The sequence below is a fragment of the Candidatus Methanoperedens sp. BLZ2 genome (genome assembly GCF_002487355.1).
In the GTDB taxonomy this organism is placed as follows: Archaea; Halobacteriota; Methanosarcinia; order Methanosarcinales; family Methanoperedenaceae; genus Methanoperedens.
On sequence record NZ_NTMG01000077.1, the window covers coordinates 1 to 18,805 of the forward strand.

Annotated in this window: 23 protein-coding genes and 1 other RNA gene; 17 read left to right on the top strand and 7 right to left on the bottom strand. The window is 39.9% G+C overall.

Annotated elements, in window-relative coordinates; genetic code table 11:
- Positions 1-116: 116 nt before the first annotated feature.
- The 5 genes from CL181_RS16150 to cobD are packed head-to-tail and all read right to left on the bottom strand — an operon-like array spanning position 117 to position 4,497.
- A complete protein-coding gene (locus CL181_RS16150; protein WP_097300357.1) occupies positions 117-734 on the bottom strand; it encodes an NTP transferase domain-containing protein in 618 nt (205 codons plus the stop codon).
- Positions 719-1,489 (bottom strand): adenosylcobinamide-GDP ribazoletransferase, encoded by a 771-nt coding sequence (cobS, locus tag CL181_RS16155; RefSeq protein WP_097300358.1) that lies wholly within the window; start codon positions 1,487-1,489, stop codon positions 719-721. Before cobS ends, CL181_RS16150 begins: the two co-directional genes overlap by 16 nt.
- The gene (locus tag CL181_RS16160; RefSeq protein ID WP_097300359.1) at positions 1,486-2,103 is read right to left on the bottom strand and encodes a phosphatidylglycerophosphatase A; all 618 of its coding nucleotides are present in this window, start codon (positions 2,101-2,103) and stop codon (positions 1,486-1,488) included. The genes cobS and CL181_RS16160 overlap by 4 nt, the downstream gene beginning before the upstream one ends.
- 16 nt (positions 2,104-2,119) lie before the next feature.
- Positions 2,120-3,034 (bottom strand): cobalamin biosynthesis protein, encoded by a 915-nt coding sequence (locus tag CL181_RS16165; protein WP_097300360.1) that lies wholly within the window; start codon positions 3,032-3,034, stop codon positions 2,120-2,122.
- Positions 3,034-4,497: a threonine-phosphate decarboxylase CobD gene (gene cobD, locus CL181_RS16170; RefSeq protein WP_097300361.1), complete on the bottom strand. Its 1,464-nt coding sequence runs from the start codon at positions 4,495-4,497 to the stop codon at positions 3,034-3,036. Before cobD ends, CL181_RS16165 begins: the two co-directional genes overlap by 1 nt.
- Before the next feature lie 279 nt (positions 4,498-4,776).
- Between cobD and CL181_RS16175 the strand changes: the two genes are divergently transcribed.
- Complete coding sequence (locus CL181_RS16175; RefSeq protein ID WP_097300362.1) at positions 4,777-5,067, top strand: non-histone chromosomal MC1 family protein; 291 nt, start codon at positions 4,777-4,779, stop codon at positions 5,065-5,067.
- 237 nt (positions 5,068-5,304) lie between these two features.
- The gene (locus tag CL181_RS16180; RefSeq protein WP_097300363.1) at positions 5,305-6,663 is read left to right on the top strand and encodes a (Fe-S)-binding protein; all 1,359 of its coding nucleotides are present in this window, start codon (positions 5,305-5,307) and stop codon (positions 6,661-6,663) included.
- A 90-nt stretch (positions 6,664-6,753) separates the two neighbouring features.
- Here the strand turns inward: CL181_RS16180 and CL181_RS16185 are convergent, their stop codons facing one another.
- The gene (locus CL181_RS16185; RefSeq protein ID WP_097300364.1) at positions 6,754-6,939 is read right to left on the bottom strand and encodes a hypothetical protein; all 186 of its coding nucleotides are present in this window, start codon (positions 6,937-6,939) and stop codon (positions 6,754-6,756) included.
- A complete protein-coding gene (serA, locus tag CL181_RS16190) occupies positions 6,936-8,507 on the bottom strand; it encodes a phosphoglycerate dehydrogenase (RefSeq protein WP_097300365.1) in 1,572 nt (523 codons plus the stop codon). Before serA ends, CL181_RS16185 begins: the two co-directional genes overlap by 4 nt.
- A 356-nt stretch (positions 8,508-8,863) precedes the next feature.
- On the opposite strand from serA, the gene CL181_RS16195 reads away from it, so the two are divergent.
- The 15 genes from CL181_RS16195 to CL181_RS16265 all read left to right on the top strand — a co-directional run bounded on the left by CL181_RS16195 (position 8,864) and on the right by CL181_RS16265 (position 18,785).
- A complete protein-coding gene (locus tag CL181_RS16195; RefSeq protein ID WP_097300366.1) occupies positions 8,864-9,313 on the top strand; it encodes a ribonuclease III domain-containing protein in 450 nt (149 codons plus the stop codon).
- A 129-nt stretch (positions 9,314-9,442) separates the two neighbouring features.
- The gene (locus tag CL181_RS16200; RefSeq protein WP_097300367.1) at positions 9,443-10,081 is read left to right on the top strand and encodes a hypothetical protein; all 639 of its coding nucleotides are present in this window, start codon (positions 9,443-9,445) and stop codon (positions 10,079-10,081) included.
- 3 nt (positions 10,082-10,084) lie between these two features.
- Positions 10,085-10,849, top strand: a complete 765-nt coding sequence (locus CL181_RS16205; protein WP_097300368.1) for a glycosyltransferase family 2 protein — start codon at positions 10,085-10,087, stop codon at positions 10,847-10,849.
- Positions 10,833-11,849, top strand: a complete 1,017-nt coding sequence (locus CL181_RS16210; RefSeq protein WP_176505279.1) for a radical SAM/SPASM domain-containing protein — start codon at positions 10,833-10,835, stop codon at positions 11,847-11,849. The genes CL181_RS16205 and CL181_RS16210 overlap by 17 nt, the downstream gene beginning before the upstream one ends.
- The gene (locus CL181_RS16215) at positions 11,846-12,367 is read left to right on the top strand and encodes a hypothetical protein (protein ID WP_097300370.1); all 522 of its coding nucleotides are present in this window, start codon (positions 11,846-11,848) and stop codon (positions 12,365-12,367) included. Before CL181_RS16210 ends, CL181_RS16215 begins: the two co-directional genes overlap by 4 nt.
- Positions 12,368-12,702: 335 nt before the next feature.
- Positions 12,703-13,416: a 2,5-diamino-6-(ribosylamino)-4(3H)-pyrimidinone 5'-phosphate reductase gene (locus CL181_RS16220; protein ID WP_097300371.1), complete on the top strand. Its 714-nt coding sequence runs from the start codon at positions 12,703-12,705 to the stop codon at positions 13,414-13,416.
- 40 nt (positions 13,417-13,456) lie between these two features.
- Positions 13,457-13,816 (top strand): MarR family winged helix-turn-helix transcriptional regulator, encoded by a 360-nt coding sequence (locus tag CL181_RS16225; protein ID WP_097300372.1) that lies wholly within the window; start codon positions 13,457-13,459, stop codon positions 13,814-13,816.
- Positions 13,813-14,487 (top strand): M48 family metalloprotease, encoded by a 675-nt coding sequence (locus CL181_RS16230; protein WP_097300373.1) that lies wholly within the window; start codon positions 13,813-13,815, stop codon positions 14,485-14,487. The genes CL181_RS16225 and CL181_RS16230 overlap by 4 nt, the downstream gene beginning before the upstream one ends.
- Positions 14,488-14,541: 54 nt before the next feature.
- Positions 14,542-15,501, top strand: coding sequence for a zinc metalloprotease HtpX (locus CL181_RS16235; protein ID WP_097300374.1), 960 nt, complete (start codon positions 14,542-14,544; stop codon positions 15,499-15,501).
- 290 nt (positions 15,502-15,791) lie between these two features.
- Positions 15,792-16,652 (top strand): coiled-coil protein, encoded by an 861-nt coding sequence (locus CL181_RS16240; protein ID WP_097300375.1) that lies wholly within the window; start codon positions 15,792-15,794, stop codon positions 16,650-16,652.
- A 26-nt stretch (positions 16,653-16,678) separates the two neighbouring features.
- Complete coding sequence (locus CL181_RS16245) at positions 16,679-17,347, top strand: phosphoribosyltransferase (RefSeq protein ID WP_097300376.1); 669 nt, start codon at positions 16,679-16,681, stop codon at positions 17,345-17,347.
- 12 nt (positions 17,348-17,359) lie between these two features.
- Entirely contained in the window at positions 17,360-17,635 is a 276-nt protein-coding gene (locus CL181_RS16250) for an acylphosphatase (protein ID WP_097300377.1), read from the top strand.
- Positions 17,636-17,665: 30 nt separating this feature from the next.
- Positions 17,666-17,992, top strand: an RNA gene (rnpB, locus tag CL181_RS16255) — RNase P RNA component.
- A 52-nt stretch (positions 17,993-18,044) separates the two neighbouring features.
- The gene (locus tag CL181_RS16260; RefSeq protein WP_097300378.1) at positions 18,045-18,449 is read left to right on the top strand and encodes a HEPN domain-containing protein; all 405 of its coding nucleotides are present in this window, start codon (positions 18,045-18,047) and stop codon (positions 18,447-18,449) included.
- A complete protein-coding gene (locus CL181_RS16265) occupies positions 18,450-18,785 on the top strand; it encodes a nucleotidyltransferase domain-containing protein (RefSeq protein ID WP_097300379.1) in 336 nt (111 codons plus the stop codon). It begins immediately after the preceding gene.
- The last annotated feature ends 20 nt before the right edge of the window (positions 18,786-18,805 follow it).

Genomic DNA, 18,805 nt, shown 5'->3' on the forward strand with positions numbered 1-18,805 from the left:
TCATGCTGGATTTTCACCTGCTGGCGACTACGAGCTTGCTCGGCGCGCCTGTGTTCTCCGTGGTTGATTTATGCTGCAATAAAGAATTTGTCAAAAAGCCGCTGACCAGGCGGATTTCATCTTCTATCCTCCAAAAACCTCTCGCAAACTGCAAGGTCTCCAGGCGCGTTAACATTAAGCGCCAGCTCCTCCTCATCCAGGATAAGATTATAATCTTCCTGCTCCTTGCGAATACTTTCGCCATCAAGTATATTTATCCCGCACGGGACAATGAAATCGCTATTCTTATGAAAAACAGTATCAGGTCTTAAGCCAAGCCTTGTGAATACCTCAAGTTTCATATGAACTGAAAGCGCAGGTGTATTTACTTCGAAATATTTTTCGATTATCCTGTCTATAAGTCCGCTTGTGACAAGAGGAAGGTCAGCCATCATGATGAGTACACGCCCCCTGATACCTGCTTCTTCTACCGCGCCTATCATGTCATGAACAAAACCTGCTCCCTGCATATGAATAATCTCAATTTCATGATAGTCTTTCTTAAAGTCATCAAGCCACTCGTTTGTTCTTTTCACTCTTGGTGATGTGGCCACAATTATGCGTTCGATGTTTTTTGAACCAAGAAGAGCTTCGAGCACATATTGTATCAGTGGTTTCCCGCACAGGAGTGTGAGTGGTTTTTCATCTTTACCAAGGCGCGCCCCCTTACCGCCAGCCATTACAACAGCATCCATCCGGCACCTCCGATATAAAGCAGGGCTGCAAGTCGCCCGATCTCATTTGCTGCGCCCACTACATCCCCGCTCACACCCCCAAAATGGCGGTTTGCAGTATTAAGAACAAGAAGCCCTGACAATTGCGATACTATGAATGCTCCAATACCCATGACTCCAAGAACAACAAAACAAACTGCTGCCGAAAAAACAGTCCCGATAATTAAGTCTGACTTCTTTGTATTATCAACGGTCATTGCCCCGAAACCCGCATGCAGCCTCCTGCCAAAAGCCGCTACAGTGACCATCGATTGCTTGGCGCTTGTTTCTGCCACTATCAATGCATAAGGAAGAAGGAGGAATCTATCTGATTCCTGGATTGAAACAAGAGATACGAAAACGCCAAGGATCGCTATCATACAAAAAACAATGCCGCCAGTACCAATAGCTGTATCACGCATGGCAGCGATCTTTTTCTCCTTTGTCCCGTGCGCTGCCAGACCGTCTCCAAAATCAGCAAGCCCGTCAATATGATTGAATCCTGTGAAATAATAGATCGCTATAATAACGAATAAAGAGATTATTATGGGTGGAAATATCGAAAATGTTGTCAATGCTATCACAATTAATGCAAAAATAATACCAATAACTGCGCCCACTACCGGGAACAGGTAGATGTGCTTCATTAGATTTTCGATACCTTCCATGGTTATACCCACAGGTATCGTAGAAAGAAAACCAAAACCGCTTCGGATGGCCGATAGGAACTTCCTCATCCGGCGAAACCGCCTGCTTTTATATCGGTCGTTGACTTTCTTGCTTTTGTCTTTTTTACTTTCTTTTTTTCATGTTTTGTCCCATCGCCCTTTCCTCTTGAATACATGTTCGCGGATGCCCCACCTATGAGCCCTGCGACCACATCATCCATGAAAGGTCCAAGTGTTGACAGGATACCGGGTTTTAATTTATCAAATCTTACATATTCAAAGATCCCCTTGTCTCCGCTGATGTATTTTGCGATACTCATCCCGATCACTTCATCCACAATAAGAAATGTCAGGTCTTTATTGAAGATCTCTTTGCTCATGCCCGGAAGTTCTCCTTTCTCCCCGGCTTTTTCAAGAAGCATTCCAGAATATATCAGGATGCACAGGTTGGGATCAGAAAGCGCATGTTTTAATTCTCTTTTAAATACCTTTTCTGCGATTTCCCTGGTTTCGACTCCGGGATGGGGCACATAAAGTTCCATGGCAGCATTAACGAGAACATTTTCAGAAAGCCCGGCATCTTCAAGGACTTTCATGATACCTATCGTATTAGAAGCGTCAATATCAACATCTACGGGCTGGTTTTTTTTCTTTTTTTCATTTTTGATATTTGATAATTTCATAAGTTTCTCCTGCAATTCAAAATAGGACTAATGGAATCTTTCCTATTAAAAATATTACTCCAATAACAATTAAAGAGGAAAAACCTACTAAAAACACTGCTTTTTTTATATGTATTGCTCCCGGATGCTGATATTTATCCCCCAATACATGATATCCAACTTTTTCAAGACGTACATTAAGTGCGCCTGAGACAGCGGACATCGACCATCCCGAATTGGGCGAGGCAGTTTTATTATGGTCACTGATGCAAGTTTTTAGAGCATCAATCGGTTTGCCGAAGAAAATTGATGATATAAAGATAATTGGAAGTGACATTCTCGCAGGAACGAAATTTACAATATCATCAATCTTTGCCGCTGCATACCCAAGCTCCTTGAAGGGCTCTTTCTTATACCCAACCATGGAATCAAGCGTATTTATCATGCGGTAAGTAAGTGCACCCGGAAGACCGAAAACCAGGAAATAGAATAAAGGCGATAAAACCCCGTCAACAAAGCTCTCTGCTAATGATTCAATTACAGCTGATGCCGATTGATGCGCGCTGAGGTTTGATGTATCCCTGCCCACAAAAGTTTTCAGGTCACTTCTTACTTTTTCTATCTTTCCTGAATCAAGGTCCGCTTGTATCCCGATTGCAGAAACAAGCAGCATGCGAATGGAAAAGCTGGATTTCAGGAAATATGCCGTAATTACCAATCCGGATATCCCCGTCCCTATCAATTTAAGGGAGCTTGCCAGTAAAACCGTTATCCCTGTACAAAAAATCATCATCAGTAAACCATACATTTTCCTGTAATGGTGCGGGGCGGCGCCCACGAACAGGTTGATAAGTTTTCCCATCCATACGACAGGATGAAAAGACGAAGGCATCTCCCCGAATATAATATCAAAAAGAATCGCAAGAAGTAAAACCTGTATCTGGAAATCCATTATAAAACAGGCTCCATCACATGTTTCCAGACGTCTTTTATTTTCTTGCAGCTCATCAACTCTTTTAGCACTTTTTCCGCAATGTGCCCCTGGTGTATGAGGTTGCAGCCTGCGCAGCTCCAGACCGTTCCGCCTGTTGACCTGTGAATAAGTTCCCCTCCTGTCCTGGTATTTTCACACGGGTAAAAGGGACAGAAACAGAATGTGCAATCCTGTCCTTCAAAGTGGCACGGGTAATATTCACAGTCTATCCTGCTCCTTGCTGCAACTCCCCGGTCAAGTGCTTTACCGATCTCTTTTTCTGCAAGTTCACTTCCCCATTCTTTTATAACGCTTAAGAATCCTGCGATCAACCTGCGGTTCTCGTTTCTCTTTCGCACAGCCACACGGATGTGATTTTCAAGATTAAAAGATGCACAATCACGAATGATGATGCCATGTCTTAACATACGCCCTGTCAGGTCAGCAGAACTTAAACCGAACTCTCTCAAATCTATGAGGATAAAATTCGTATCGCTGGGGTATGGTTTAAAGCCCCTGACACCAGCCAGTTTTGAAGTCAGCCATTTACGTTCTTTCTTTAATAATTCAAGTGACCTGTTGATATAATCCTGATTACACTTGAGAAGATTTTCACCAACTGCTGCGGCAATTGAATTCATGTTCCAGTGAAGACGGGATTTATTCATGAGATCTGCTAAAACAGGTGATGCAACAGCAAAACCGATCCTTAACCCCGGGATTGCGAATGTTTTTGTAAGGGAGCGCAAAACGATCACAAAATCGTTACATGCTGCGACATCTGCAATACTTTCGCGTGGATCGGAAAGTTCAATGAATGCCTCATCCACAAATAAAAAAACCTCAGCACAGCTGCATTTTTCAGCAAACAAACGGACTTGTTTCCGGTCCAGGAGCTTTCCTGTGGGATTATTCGGATTGCACAGGAAAACAGCTTTACAATTGTCAATATCAGTGTTTAAAATATCATCATAATTGACATTTTCAATACGCGCTCCCAGGAGGCGGCACTGGAATTCATACTCCGAGAAAGTGGGGGCCGGAATAATTACCTTATCCTCCGGCTCAATAACCGTTTCTGCAAAAAGGCGGATCAGTTCTGACGAGCCATTTCCAGGAACGATATTTTCGGAGGATACCTTAAGATAATCAGCCGCAGCTTTTTTAAAACCCGGATATCTGTTATCCGGATAATTGTTTATGTCCTTGCAGGCGGCTGATAATATCGATCTTAATTTTGGCGGCTCCAGCGGATTGATGTTAACACTGAAATCGAGCAGCTCTTGCGTAGTCTTTCCTGCTGTCCGGGCACTTTCCGATAATCTTGCGCCGTGAATGCATGGTACAAGGCCAAACACATTTTTCCTGACTCTGTTATTAAGGGGCACAATCCCTTTTTTGTTTGAAGGGAATATTAAAGTGCTGGAAGAAACTTCTATCAAATAACCGCATTATTTAAAATATTTCCATAAATTACACTTATAGATACTGCTTTATTCATTTTCAAATTGTTTAACTATTCTATGACAATTGTTTTTTATTCATGTAATTATAATTTTACTCCACCTGAATCGGTTTTTTCAACGGCTGAAATACCACTATGTATGGAATCATTTTATTAAAACAATAGGCTTTGCCACAGTTTTCACAACAACATTTATATACTATGATGCATGATTGTACTACAAGACAACAAAACGTTGTCGGGGTATGAATAAAATATGGCAGAAATAAGAAATTTTGTATTAAGGGAAAAGAATGGTAAAGAGACTGGAGTATTTACCGGTCACCAGCCGCGCCAGGCAGCATTAAAGGCAGCCAACCGCAGCAAAGGAACAAAATCAAAACCAGTTGAATTGAGATTAAGGGAGAGAGGAACAAAGAAGATCCACATCTACAAAGGATGGACAGAAGTCGTTGCTGCTCCAAAGAACAAACCAAAATGGATGCCAGCAAAGATCAACAAGCCCAATGTAAAGAAAACAGGCGTTGAACTTCTGGATAAAGTTTAAATAATAATTTTTTTCTTTTTTCTTTTTTTTATCAATATCTGTAGATATCTATTCAAAAATTCCAGAATTTGATTTTTCTTGCAGATTGTGCCAAAACTGGAAGAGCAGGCTTTAATTTGCTTGTTTTGAGTTCATTATTCTATTCTTTTCTGGCTTGCTGTGACTCACAATAGGGAAACAAAATTGTTAGTATCCAGGCGAACAATATTTATAGTTCGGCTAATATAGGAGAATAATATGACAAAAAATAAACCAGCAATTTCTCTTCAAAATTTTACCCCCACTCAACTGATGGAATACGATGCCTGCACAAGATGCGGCGAATGCGTCAAGTATTGCCCGACCTATGATGGAAGAAATAAAGACCAGGCTATCGAACCCAGGGATAAAATATTGCGATGGAGGGAGTACGTAACAAGGAGCTATGGCTGGAAGGCAAAACTTTTCGGACCTGCAAAGATACCGGATGAAGAATTGAAAAAATATGCCGACGATCTGTATAACTGTACAGTATGCGGTATGTGCGGCACAGTGTGTTGTGCCGGAATTGACACTGTCGAACTATGGGAAGCAAATCGTGCAAACCTTGTAAAGCGCGGATTTGGTCCTTATGGTAAGCAGAGCCTGTTCCCCAGGTTGATCGGGGAAGGACACAATCCGTATATGAAGCAGCAAAAAGACCGCCTCGCCTGGATGACGCCTGATATCAGGATAGCCGAGAAATCCGACATTGCATATTTCATCGGCTGCACTGCAGGATACAACCAGCAGGTGCTCTGTATCAGCACTGCAAGAATCCTGAATAAACTCAATGTACCGTTCATGGTTCTCGGAGAAGATGAATGGTGCTGCTCTTCAGCACTTATAAGGACCGGACAGCAGCATCTTGATGATGTTCCGAAAAAGGCTGCTTTACATAATATTGAGGCATTGAAAGCACGCGGCGCAAAAAGGGTAATATTCGCGTGCGCAGGATGTTTCAGGGCTTCAAAAATAGACTGGCCTCGCGCCTATGGGAAGCCGCTGCCTTTTGAGTCGATCCATATGTCGCAGTTCCTCGCAGAACAGCTTGATGCCGGGAAGATTAAATGGGAAAAGAGTTTTAATAAAACCGTAACTTATCACGACCCATGCCACCTGGGAAGACATGTCGGCATATTTGAGGAGCCAAGAAAGGTCCTGAAAAGCATACCCGGTCTTGAGCTTATCGAAATGGAAAGGAATCGCAAAGAACAGAGATGCTGCGGTGCAGGCGGAGGCGTGAAAGCCGGTATCCCGGACCTTGCACTTGCTGTTGCTAAAGACCGGATGAAGGATGCCAGGGCCACTGGTGCCCAGGTATTGATCAGCACATGCCCTTTTTGCAGGCGCAACCTGCTTGACGGAAGGGACGAACTGAAGATGGAAATAGGCGTGGACGACCTTGTGGTTCTTACTGCAAACCTGATGGGTCTTTCCACAGACGTTAAACCACCTTTACCGGGTGCGCCAAAAGAGAGCATCAGCGACATATTCAGGACTCAGACCATACCGCCCAAACCCCCGGCGGAACCGAAGAAAGAAGCCCAAAAGGAAACATCCAGGGATACGAAATAAAGAGTGTGTTTGTGCTCCATCGATTGCAATGAGCTGTGGGATTACAGCAATCCCTCAGTTTTTTGTTAATATAGGTCGGCAAAAATAAATTCACTTATCCGGAATTTCTGCCAGCTTCAATCCTGCCAGTCCCATTATAATAATAAAAAGCAGCAATGAAGCCGTATATCCGAATCCTGCCGATGTTTTCAGCAATATTTTTGATGCCGCGATCAAAATAATAAAAATCACAACTGACCCAAGCGCCAGTGTGATCTCCAGAGATTTTTTATTCATAACACCACAAGTTTTGCATCAATTATGCCGGAAACGGCTTTGATATCATCCAGTATCGCTTCATCTACTTCGCTATCGATGTTCAGTACCATAATAGCTTCACCTCCCGCTGTTATCCGGCCAACCTGCATTCCTGCTATATTGATATTGTTCTTTCCAAGTATGATGCAGCACGGCCCGATGATGTTGGGATGGTCTTTGTGTCTTGCAACTATCATATATTTTGAAGGAACAACATCGATCCGGTATTCGTCGATCTGCACTATACGCGACTCTTTTCCAACGATGGTGCCGCTTACAATTTTTTCTTCTCCTTTCTTCGTCAATTTCACTGCGATCTGGCTGGAATATCCCTGGTTCGTCTTGGATTTGCTTTCTATTATCTTGATCTTTCGCTCTTTTGCTATGATCGGGGCATTTACGTAATTGACCCCGGGACCAAGAACAGGTTCAAGCAGGCCCTTTAATACTGCAAGTGTTAAAGGTGCCACATTATGCTCTGCGATTTCACCGCAGTATGAAATTTCTACTTTTTCATAATTGCTCCCTATAAGATACATACAGAGCTTTCCGATTTTCTCTGCAAGAGGGAAATAAGGCTCAAGAACCTGCATGGCATCGGGTTTTATATATGGCATGTTGATGGCGTTTTTCACAGGGAGGCCTTTTAAGGAATTGACTATCTGCTCGGCAACAGAGATGGCAACATTGATCTGAGCTTCTTCTGTGGATGCTCCAAGGTGCGGCGTCATAATAACACGGTCAAGTTCGATAAGAGGGCTGTCAAAAGGCGGCTCTGTCACGAAAACATCGATCGCTGCACCGCTTACGATGCCTTCTTTTACTGCTTTTGCAAGCGCTTCTTCATTAATGATGCCTCCCCTTGCGCAGTTTATAATTCGAGCCCCCTTCTTCATAACAGCGAAATCCTTTGTGCTGATAAGATCTTTTGTTTCTTTTGTGAGGGGGGTATGTACAGTAATATAATCTGCCCGTTTAACAATGTCTATGACGGTTGTAAGCTCAACACCAAGTTCATTAGCCCTCTCAGGAGATATGAAAGGGTCATAAGCTAATATATTCATCTCCATTCCCTGGGCGCGTTTTGCGACTTCTGCACCGATCCTTCCAAGTCCCACAACCCCGAGTGTTTTTCCCCTGACCTCAACACCCATGAATTTTTTCCGGTCCCATTTCTTGCCTTTCAGGGATGCATTTGCCTGCGGGATGTTCCTTGACATTGCCATCATCATGGCTATTGTATGCTCAGCTGCTGAAATGGTATTGCCTTCCGGCGCATTAATTACTATTATTCCCCGTTCTGTGGCTGCATTAACATCAATATTATCCACACCGACTCCAGCCCTGCCTATGATTTTTAATTTTTTGCCGGCATTTATGACATCTTTTGTAACTTGCGTTTCACTTCGGACAATGAGGGCTTCATAATTACCGATCTTTGCGATCAGTTCATCGGGCTTAAGGCCAGTTGCAATATCAACATCAAATTCTTTTTTTAATATCTCGACACCCTGGTCGGATATGGGGTCGCTTACAAGTATCTTCAAGATTATCACCAGCTAATTCGCCAAATCAACGAATTATTTTTATAAGATTATTACTTTTCAGGTTCTTACAGTATTTTGCCGTTCATAAGCTTTTCTAACTACGTTTCCTCAATGTGATACCATAAATTGTCCATAAAAGATATTAAGACAAAGACAAAATTCAGAAAATATTAATATTATTAATATTAGCATCAGGTCAACGGGATTTAATGGCGCTAAAGTTAATTAAAAATAACGGTTTCACACTTGGCGAGGGGTTGACGTTGCTTGACGGCAATACTCTCTTATGCCGACATTGCGGTAGTAGGTAGTTATATATTATTAAACAGTCATTTAATCCATAAGGAGACTGATTAATGAGTAAAAAGCCAGACAACCTATTAGAATTCTTGAATGGCACTTTTGCATTATATCCAGAGGAAATTAAACTATATGAAGAAGCATTTATCCATAGCAGTAATAACAGCTCATTAAATAATCAAAGACTTGCTTTTCTCGGAGATTCGGTATTAAGACTGATAATAAGGGAACATTTTTTCAAGAAAAATCCAGTTTCGGATATCGGAGAACTCACAAAAATATGTGGCGAAGAGAAAGAAACCAATAAGAACTTTGCAAATATCGCATTCAAACTTGAGTTGGTGAAGTACATGAATATCGAAAATCCACCTCTCGATTATGAAACCAATGAAATATTAAATGCAGAAGTCTTCGAAGCATTATTCGGAGCAATATACCTCAATAGAGGATTTGATGAGACAAAAAGGATTGCAGAGAAATATATACTGACAAACTTGGAACTTTAAATCGGTGATATATGAAAACAGAAAAGGGAGAATATGTTGTAGGTGCATATCTGAAAATTATTAAGGGTTGTGATTTCATTGATATTAGAAAATCTTAAAAGGTAAAAAAATTTCAAGGAGAATTAAATAATGAATATGAGATTGTGGGTATTTAGATTATCATTGGGAAATTCGGGAGAACCATCTAATGAATGTCCTGTCGATTTAGACAGGGACGATATAAAAAGATATAGACATGAAACATCTCCAATAAAATTTAGCGATTATCCAGATTTAGATTTGGCTATTTTAAACAATGAACTTTTTGAGAAAGGCAAATTGAGACAAGGTTGGGGAACGTCATTTAATAGGATTAATTTAGATTTGAATCACCCCCAAAAAAAATGGCTTGAAAATTACATAAAATTGGCATGGAAGGTCCAGGGGGAAAAAGTTGATTGTGAAGATGCCATGGGAAGATATAATATTTTGAAAGGTATGAAAGATATGAAAGTTGGAAATATTGTATTCGTGCCAAGGATTCCTGATGAAAACCAATTTACTGTTGCCACTGTTAAAAAAGAATATTATTTTCAAAAAATTACAGGGTTCATTGGACATGGGCATGTTATCGAGATAAAAAAAATTAAAATTTTTAATTATTATGATTTTATTGTTCCGAAAATATTTAATCCTTATAGACGGGCTATAGGCGAAATTAAAGAAAATCACCAAAATTTTAGGACAATTAATACTTTTATAAAAAAATATTATTCATTCAAAAAATAGAATATGAGTGTACTTATAATTCCCTGTTATATAAAAACCAAATGGGACATTGATTGCCTAAATAGATTATTGATTAGTATTCAGAATCAAACTCAGAAATTTGACAAGGTTTATTTAGTTGAGGATGCAAGCCCATTTGATTATAAACTACAATTTGATTTTCTTGAACACATAAAATTATCTGATAATGGGGGACCAGCAAGGGCAAGAAATATCGGAATTGAAAATGCATTAAAACTCAACGCACAGTATCTATTATTTACTGACCATGATTGTATTCTGGATAAGGAATGGAATGAGCAGATGACATCATTTTTAAGACATACAGAATTTGGTGCCGTAGGTGGTATGACATATTCTTATGGGAATACTTTGTTAGATTACTATCATGACATAAATGGAACCTTAAGTGGCAAGTGGCTCTTGCCTGAGAAAAAAGAGTTATGGTATATGCCTTCATTGAATTTTGGCATGAAATCCACTGTTGCTGAACAGTTCGGATTCGATGAAAGATTCCCAACAGCAGCTGGTGAAGATGTTGATTTATGTTTACGTCTTCGAAGCAAATATAAAATTGGATTTTGCGCCAACGCAAAATTGTGGCATGACTACGGCTATAGAGACTCAATTACTGGCTTTAAAAGATTTGTGAAACTATTTAAAAAATATAAGAGTTCAAGTGCAACTGTATATGAAGGTCATACAGTATTACTTTGGGACGCATCAGAATCAATTTACAAAGGAAATATGTATGAGCCTGATTTATAGAAGAAAAGCAAACCAACCGAGCATATCCCATGTAATTTATGACTACTTAGGAGAAATACGCCCTTTCGCTAAGCGCATCGAAAAGAAACACCTTATTTTACCATTAGTGTTTTTAAAAACAATAGAATGGAGTATATACAGATGGTACAAAACTCCTATAAGACGTTTCTACGGAGTGAAAGGGAATGAATTAATTTATATGATTACGAGGCGTTGTAATGAAAGATGTTTAAAATGTGGAATTTGGAAAAATCCTGAGCCAGATAGTGAACATCTAAAAATATCAGATTTCATAAATTGCTTAAAGTCATTACATCATAATTTATATCAAGTGACCTTAACTGGTGGTGAACCATTGTTATTTATGGAAGATGTTCTTCAAATTGCAGAAGTATCAAAAAAACTTAATGTTCCAATGATAACAGTTACAAATGGTTCATTAATTAATGAAGATTTTCTGAATAGATATTCTAAGTTAGATCATATTCTTGTTATTTCGATTGACACATTAGATAAAGAGAAATGGTCTGAATTTAGAGGTAGAGACAATTTCGATGCAGTAATGAATAATTTGCAAATAGCAAAAAAAATGTTAGGAGACAAGTTACGAATACAATCGGTTCTTGCTCACGAAACAATAAATGATATTCCCAAAATTATAGCATTCTGTAAAGATGTTGGTATTCTACATGTCTCTCAACCGTATATGGATTTTGGAGGTATTTGGCAAGAAGCCAAACAAATTTCTGAAAATAAGAATGATATTGTTTGTGCAGCTCGAAAAAATATTTGCATCTATCCTAATGGCGATGTTGTAAAATGTTTTGACCATTATCGTATTCCTATTGCAAAAGAACCATTAGGCAATATTGGAAGAGAGGACATTATTCCTATATTATGTAAGAAACGTTCAACTGAGATTTCAAAAATTATGAAAAACTGTAATTATCCTTGCAAGAATTTATCATGTAATATACCAGCACTTGTTTACAATACATGAAAAGCGAAAAAGCTGATATAATAATAATTAGAGGTGCGCCAGGTTCTGGAAAATCACAATCAGCGATAAGTCTTTCAGAATTTTTTCCAAAAGGCGTAAGAATGGAGATTGATATTTTACGTTCAATGGTAATTTCCGTAGATTGGACAAACCAGAATGAACACATAAATATATTGAATATTTCAACAAAATTAGTTATTGACTTCATTCAATTAGGATTCAGCCCAGTGATAGTTATTGACACTTTTAGTGGTGATAAAATCCTGAATTATCTTGAAAAGCTAAATCATCTGAATAATGAGTTGTCCATCGGTATATTTGGTCTTTATACAACGGAAGAAGAGCTAAAAAAAAGAATTGAATCACGTAAGAAAGGGGAATTTAGAGATTTCAATATTTGCAAAAAGTTAAATGATGAAGTTCTGAAAATTAAATATGAAAAGGAATTTCAGATTAACACAACAGGTCTATTACCTAATGAAACCGCCAAAATTATATATAACAAAATAATGAAATGAAAAATACACTTCCACCAACATCGTGTATAAGTAAAGGCGCCCTGTGCTGGTAAATATATCACCAGATAAATCGGTCTAATTGGACTATAGTAGTTTGCATAAGCGATTAAAAAAATAAGAATATATACAATCATTTAAAAAAAAGGCGATAGAACACGGATTGTGCGGATGACACGGATGCGCACGGATTAGAAATATCCGTGAAAATCCGTTTGATCTGTGTCATCTGTGTTCTATTTTAGATAATATCTAAAACTCTTAGCAAAACACTATATAAGCATTTCAGCTTTTCGTTAAAGCTTAGATATTTTAGCTTTGAAGGATAAGAGAAAGCCATGTCCAATCCTTCCACAATCAGAAATGAATCTGGAAAATCCTCCAGACCATTTGTTTTTATTAACGCGGCCATGAGCGCTGATGGAAAAATTGCCACAATTGAACGCAGGCAGACCCGGATATCTGGAAGCCCGGATTTTGACCGCATGGATGAACTCAGGGCATCATCCGATGCCATTATGGTGGGAATCGGTACTGTGCTTTCGGATAATCCGAGCCTTACTGTGAAATCAAAAGACAGGAAGGATAAAAGGCGTGCCCTGGGACTTTCGGAAAATCCAGTGAGAATAGTTGTTGACAGCCTCGCAAGAACACCGGTTGATGCAGATATCTTTAAAAAAGGTGAAGGTAAACGCATAATCGCTGTTTCTGGAAGCGCGCCGTCTGATAAAGTCCGGAGGCTTTCAAAGTTTGCCGATATAATTTGTATCGGGAAAAAGAATGTTGACCTTGTCAAACTTCTTTCCGAATTAAAGAAGCGGGGTATCAACCGCCTTATGATCGAAGGGGGCGCAACCCTCAACTGGGGGTTGATTTCAAATGGGCTTGTGGATGAGGTGTATACTTTTGTCGGGAATATCATAATAGGAGGAAAAAACGCCCCGACGCTGGTGGATGGTGAAGGATATGCATCTGATTTTTGCAGGCTTGCCCTTATATCCTGCGAGAAAGTGGATGATGGGATTCTTATAAAATGGAAAGTCATTTTGTAGAGTAGTAACCTTTAATATCTTTTACGTTAATTGTAAACAGATGGTTAAGCTCGATCAAATCAACATTTCAAATGACGGCCTCACTAAATTTTTCAGTCCCATAGAGGCTGCAATACTCCGGGCATTATGGAGCGAAGGAGAAATGACCACCTCAGAGCTAACAGGAAAGACAAATATTCCATTGACAAGTGTTGCAGGTACTCTTGACAGGCTTGTGAAGGCGGGATATACAACACGAAGAACTGAAATGGTTAATGGAAGAGTAAGATACGTTTATGAGCCGGTCCTTTCAGAAGAAGAAGCTGCCAGCGAGATCACAACAAAGATCCTGGACAGCCTTGTACAGGCATTCGGACCTCTTGCGGTTGAGAACTTTTCAAAATATAGTGATAAAAAATGAATATATTCGGTGAAATAACCTGCTATGGGCAGTGTTTAAGATCATGGGTGCCAATTGTGGCTTTTATTGTTATAATATCATTAACATCAGTAGCAGCAAGCTTAATGTTAAAGAACCCGAAAAAAAGGCTTCAAATATTTGCTTTTGCGCAGGTTTCGGGTCTGATCGGTGTAACCTTAACATATTATCTCATGAATTGCAGTGAGATGCTGTCAATGTATCTCTTTTTTGCTTATCAGGCTATTTCTACGATCCTGATATTTGGTACGCTGCGTTACTATGACAGGCTGATGATAAAACGCCTTGAAGCAAAACCCGCAGGAAGCATATTGAAATGGACACAGGAATATGTGGATAAGCTTACATCGGCCAGGGTATATTATTTTGACTCCGCGGTTCCAAAAGCATTTGCTGCAGGGCGCTCGATTTTCATATCAATAGGACTTCTTGAAATATTGGGTGATGATGAGTTGAAGGCTGTACTTGCGCATGAGGCCTGGCATATAAGGTATAATTCAAGAATGCCATTTCTTTCCAGGCTTGCACTGATGGCATTTTCATCGTCCTCCGAGCCTGAACTTGAAGAGCAGGCAGATTGTTTTGCAGCAAAGGTAGCAGGGAGTGCGGCACTTTTTTCTGCGCGAAATAAGGTTGATAAAGTATTTATTTAAGAAAATATAAGAATGATAAAGTATTTATTTAAGAAAATATAAGGATGATAGAATATGTGGCTTAAATTAAGATTGTATCTTATAATGGCAGTATTATTTGCCATAGTATACGGGCTTGTGGCATTTGCAGCAAATTATATGGGAATATCAGGATTTTTCTTTTATGGTGTTCTTGCCACAGTCATGATGCTGATCCAGTACATGATAGGACCAAAGATGGTAGAATGGTCAATGGGTGTACATTATGTTACTGAAGCAGAATATCCGGCTCTTCACAGGATGGTTACTGAACTTGCAAGAGATGCCAGTATTCCAAAACCCAGGATTGGCATAGCCAGAATACCCATACCCAATGCATTTGCATTCGGGCGCTGGGCAAAAGACGGAAGAGTCTGTGTTACGGAAGGTATAATGAACCTCCTTAATGAAAAAGAGCTGAGGGCGGTTCTGGCGCATGAAATATCCCACCTGAAACACAGGGATGTTGCGATCATAACGATGATAAGCGTAATTCCCATGATATGCTGGTACTTTGCATGGAACCAGTTGTTCTCAGGCGGCAGGGAACGGGGAAATGGCATTCTTATAGGAATAGTGGCTCTCATTATATATTTGATAACAAATCTCCTTGTCCTGTACGTATCACGGATCAGGGAATATTATGCAGATGAAGGCGCAGTGAAACTCGGCAGCTCACCGCATCATCTTGCATCAGCTCTTTATAAACTTGTTTATGGGAGTGCCAGGGTTTCCAAAGAATCATTAAAACCCATAGAGGGCATGAAAGCCTTCTTTGCTAATGACCCGTCGCGCGCTGGCAGTGATATAAGGGAATTATCCCAGATCGACCTTGATGGAAGCGGAACTATCGATATAAATGAACTTATGACTCTCCGGACACGCCCGATAAAAGTCAAAACCGGTGATAAGTTAATGGAAATGTTCAGCACACATCCGAATATGCTCAAACGCATACAGCGGTTGTCCTCTCTCCAGGGGATTTCCGCATACTAATTTTTTTTATTTTGTTTAATTTTTTCCTGATTACCCCTTCCGAAAAGGTTAAAAGGGATGTGGTAGAATGAGGAGAAATCATTCATTCATGATGCAGTGATTTGGAGTTCATCTCCAGACATAATTGTTTCAAATTGTTTTGAAGATTCAAAATATTAATCTGGCAATAATGCCCACAATCATTGTATAAATGTGATGAGCCGCAAGGCTGTTCCGGGTTATCCAGGACATGTATCGTGCATTATGAAATGCATAATCCCCAACGATTGTTGGAAAAGGAGGACTATAGGTTGTTAAATGAATTACAGGGTAGAAAAGGTGACTTAAAAGACAAGTCGGAAGAGTATAAGGAAAAAAGAAATGAATTCAATCTTGAAGCGAGTAAATGTGCTGCGAAAAGGAATGATTTAAACAAACGTACAAAAGAGCTTATTGAAGAGGCACAACAACTCAAAAAGTTGCGTGATGAGAATAACGAACAGGTTGCTCAATCCAAACTCAAACGCGACGAATTAAATGATCAAGCTAATAAAATTTATGCGGAAATCGATAAGATCCGCAAAGGCCTCAATCTCGGTGACGGCCCTTCACTTAAAGAATTAAAAAAACAGATCGATGGGCTGGAATTCAGGCAGCAGACCGAGGTAATGACACCTGCAAAGGAACGGGAACTTGTTGATAGTATAACAAAACTGACCGATGAGCTCAAGCACAAAAAACAGCAGCTTGAGGGCAATACTGAGTTAAAGACTTTACTTGAACAGGCCCAGGCTCTTCGCGATGAAGCATTGGTACATCACAACAAAGTTAAGGAATTTGCTGATGCAGCACAGCAATATCATGATAAGATGATCGTGATATTCAAGGAAGCTGATACAATAAGAGCAGAATCTGATGCAGCACATAAGGAATTTGTGAAAGCTCAGGAAGCTGCTGACGAACAGCACAGATTGTTCATCCAGACACAGAAAGAGATCCGGGAGATCAATAAAGTGATCATCGGATTAAAGAGAAAGACAAAAGAAGGTAAGGACGAATCCATAAGAGAACAGGCCAAGAAGGAAGCTGAAGAGGTATATGCCCAGTTCAAGCTTGGTGAGAAACTGAATACCGAGGATTTGATGTTACTGCAAAGATCGGGACTCCTGTAGATCCATTCTCTTTCTTTTTTATATTAATGGAAAATTCTATTAAATGTAATACTATAAGCTGGGATGAAGCTTACAGGCTTGCAAGAGCGCTTGCACAAAAAATAATTGAATCAGGATATAAGCCAGATATTGTTATAGGGGTCGCAAGGGGCGGGCTTGTTCCAGCGCGTATGGTATGCGATTTTCTTTTGCTGGATGAGCTTGTATCGATAAGGACAGAACACTGGGGGATCGCTTCAAAAAATGAGACTGCAAGGATAAAATTCTCGCTTCCGGAAGAAGCGGACATTTCAGGGAAAAATGTACTTGTTGTGGATGATGTTGCGGATACAGGAGATAGTTTTTCAGTAATACTGGATTACCTGGAACAAAAGAATCCCACGGGAATCAGGACAGCGGTTCTCCATTATAAAACCTGTTCAACTGTGGTTCCGGATTATTGGGGCGAGAAACATGAGGAATGGAACTGGATAATATATCCATGGGCTTTTTATGAAGACCTGGCTGGATTTGTGCAAAAATTACTGGATAAGCCGGTTACCAATGAAGAGATTAAAAAAGGTCTTTTGAAAAATTATAATATTACAATTTCAAGAAAAGACCTTCTTGAAATGCTGAATGATTTTCACAAACTGAGAAATATCAAAAAAAGTGGAAAAAACAAAAAGGTATTATGGGAAAAAGTAGAATCTTGAAAGGGTAGAATAATGAATATCAGAGTTCATGTTTTTATTTCGGGGAAGGTGCAAGGTGTGTTCTTCAGGTCAAGCACTAAGGATATGGCGAAGAATTTAGATCTTTTCGGCTGGGTCAGGAACCTTGCTGACGGGCGGGTGGAAGCTGTTTTTGAAGGTAAAAAGGACACAATTGAAAAAATGCTGGAGTGGTGCAGGGTAGGCCCTGAATATGCAAGAGTGACAGGCATAGAAGTTATCTGGGAAGAATTCAAGGGAGATTTCAAAGAGTTTTTGCTGCGTCGGTAATTATAAACCATACCTCGCCAATTATAGAGTGAGAGAGGAAGAGCGGCCGCCGGCAGCTAGTCTGCTGAGGAAAGTCCCCTCACCATCTGGACCGCGGACATGCGCAAGCATGTAGGGTGAGAATCCTGGCTCTGGAACAGAAACGATACCGCAGCGCTTCTAATGCGATGATTCCGAAAGGATGATGGTCTTTGTGTATGCGGATGGAACGGCGAATCCACGCGGGTGCAAGCCGAAATAGGGCATTAAAGGGCAGTCCAGACCTGTCCGAGTACGGCGCATAGCTGAATGCCGCAAAAGCGCTACAGGGGCACTCGTCCCTTGCGCTGAACATAAAGGGGCTTACTCTCCTCACTCAAATTTTAACTCATCAAATAATATTTAAAACATAAAGATAATTGATGGGTATATGGTTCTAAATAATCTGGATGAAATATTAGACCGATGGGTGCGGCAAGCTGACCACGACCTTGAAAATGCCAGAAAGAACCTTGACATTGAGGCTTATGATGTATGTTTGATTTTATGTGAACAAGCGGCTGAAAAGATATTAAAAGCATTATATATTAAAGAGAGAAGAGAGGAACCGCCAAGAACACACTCTCTTAGAAAGTTGATTGAACTAACAGATATGCCAGATGAAGTTTTAAAACTTGTAGCTGAGCTTGATTCGTATTATCTGGTTCTCAGATATCCTGATGTGGGCGATATTGTACCTTATGAAAATGTTGATCATGAAGATGCAGAAGATGGAATCAATAAGGCAGAACAAATTATTGAATTAGCAAAAAATCGTCTTCAACGGGAGGATTAGATGGCATTTGATAAAAAAGTGAACTATTTCTTAAATAAATATCTCTCCAAAATTAAATCCATGTATGCACCTGATGAGATGTGGCTCTGGGGATCAAGAGCGCATGGAAGCCCTGGTGAATATAGTGATATTGACTTGATCGTTGTGTCAAATAAATTCTCTGATATAAAGTTCACAAAAAGAATGTACAAGTTCATCGAGTCCATAGGTTTGTTGACTGACAGGAGCACAGAAGTTGTGGATGTCTTATGTTATACTCCTGATGAGTTTGCAAGAAAAAAGGACCAAATAAGCATTGTTAGTGAAGCTCTTAAAACAGGAATAAGGATCATCTAAGAGGCGCATAGCTGAATGCC

Coding starts and splice junctions, on each gene's coding strand:
- CL181_RS16185 (WP_097300364.1), bottom strand. CDS start 6,939: ATGAATAAAAAATCTCTGGAGATCACACTGGCGCTTGGGTCAGTTGTG.
- CL181_RS16230 (WP_097300373.1), top strand. CDS start 13,813: ATGAATATATTCGGTGAAATAACCTGCTATGGGCAGTGTTTAAGATCA.
- CL181_RS16205 (WP_097300368.1), top strand. CDS start 10,085: ATGAGTGTACTTATAATTCCCTGTTATATAAAAACCAAATGGGACATT.
- CL181_RS16180 (WP_097300363.1), top strand. CDS start 5,305: ATGACAAAAAATAAACCAGCAATTTCTCTTCAAAATTTTACCCCCACT.
- CL181_RS16245 (WP_097300376.1), top strand. CDS start 16,679: ATGGAAAATTCTATTAAATGTAATACTATAAGCTGGGATGAAGCTTAC.
- CL181_RS16150 (WP_097300357.1), bottom strand. CDS start 734: ATGGATGCTGTTGTAATGGCTGGCGGTAAGGGGGCGCGCCTTGGTAAA.
- cobS (WP_097300358.1), bottom strand. CDS start 1,489: ATGAGGAAGTTCCTATCGGCCATCCGAAGCGGTTTTGGTTTTCTTTCT.
- CL181_RS16215 (WP_097300370.1), top strand. CDS start 11,846: ATGAAAAGCGAAAAAGCTGATATAATAATAATTAGAGGTGCGCCAGGT.
- CL181_RS16165 (WP_097300360.1), bottom strand. CDS start 3,034: ATGGATTTCCAGATACAGGTTTTACTTCTTGCGATTCTTTTTGATATT.
- CL181_RS16175 (WP_097300362.1), top strand. CDS start 4,777: ATGGCAGAAATAAGAAATTTTGTATTAAGGGAAAAGAATGGTAAAGAG.
- CL181_RS16195 (WP_097300366.1), top strand. CDS start 8,864: ATGAGTAAAAAGCCAGACAACCTATTAGAATTCTTGAATGGCACTTTT.
- CL181_RS16225 (WP_097300372.1), top strand. CDS start 13,457: ATGGTTAAGCTCGATCAAATCAACATTTCAAATGACGGCCTCACTAAA.
- CL181_RS16220 (WP_097300371.1), top strand. CDS start 12,703: ATGTCCAATCCTTCCACAATCAGAAATGAATCTGGAAAATCCTCCAGA.
- CL181_RS16250 (WP_097300377.1), top strand. CDS start 17,360: ATGAATATCAGAGTTCATGTTTTTATTTCGGGGAAGGTGCAAGGTGTG.
- CL181_RS16160 (WP_097300359.1), bottom strand. CDS start 2,103: ATGAAATTATCAAATATCAAAAATGAAAAAAAGAAAAAAAACCAGCCC.
- CL181_RS16265 (WP_097300379.1), top strand. CDS start 18,450: ATGGCATTTGATAAAAAAGTGAACTATTTCTTAAATAAATATCTCTCC.
- CL181_RS16210 (WP_176505279.1), top strand. CDS start 10,833: ATGAGCCTGATTTATAGAAGAAAAGCAAACCAACCGAGCATATCCCAT.
- CL181_RS16235 (WP_097300374.1), top strand. CDS start 14,542: ATGTGGCTTAAATTAAGATTGTATCTTATAATGGCAGTATTATTTGCC.
- CL181_RS16260 (WP_097300378.1), top strand. CDS start 18,045: ATGGTTCTAAATAATCTGGATGAAATATTAGACCGATGGGTGCGGCAA.
- CL181_RS16200 (WP_097300367.1), top strand. CDS start 9,443: ATGAATATGAGATTGTGGGTATTTAGATTATCATTGGGAAATTCGGGA.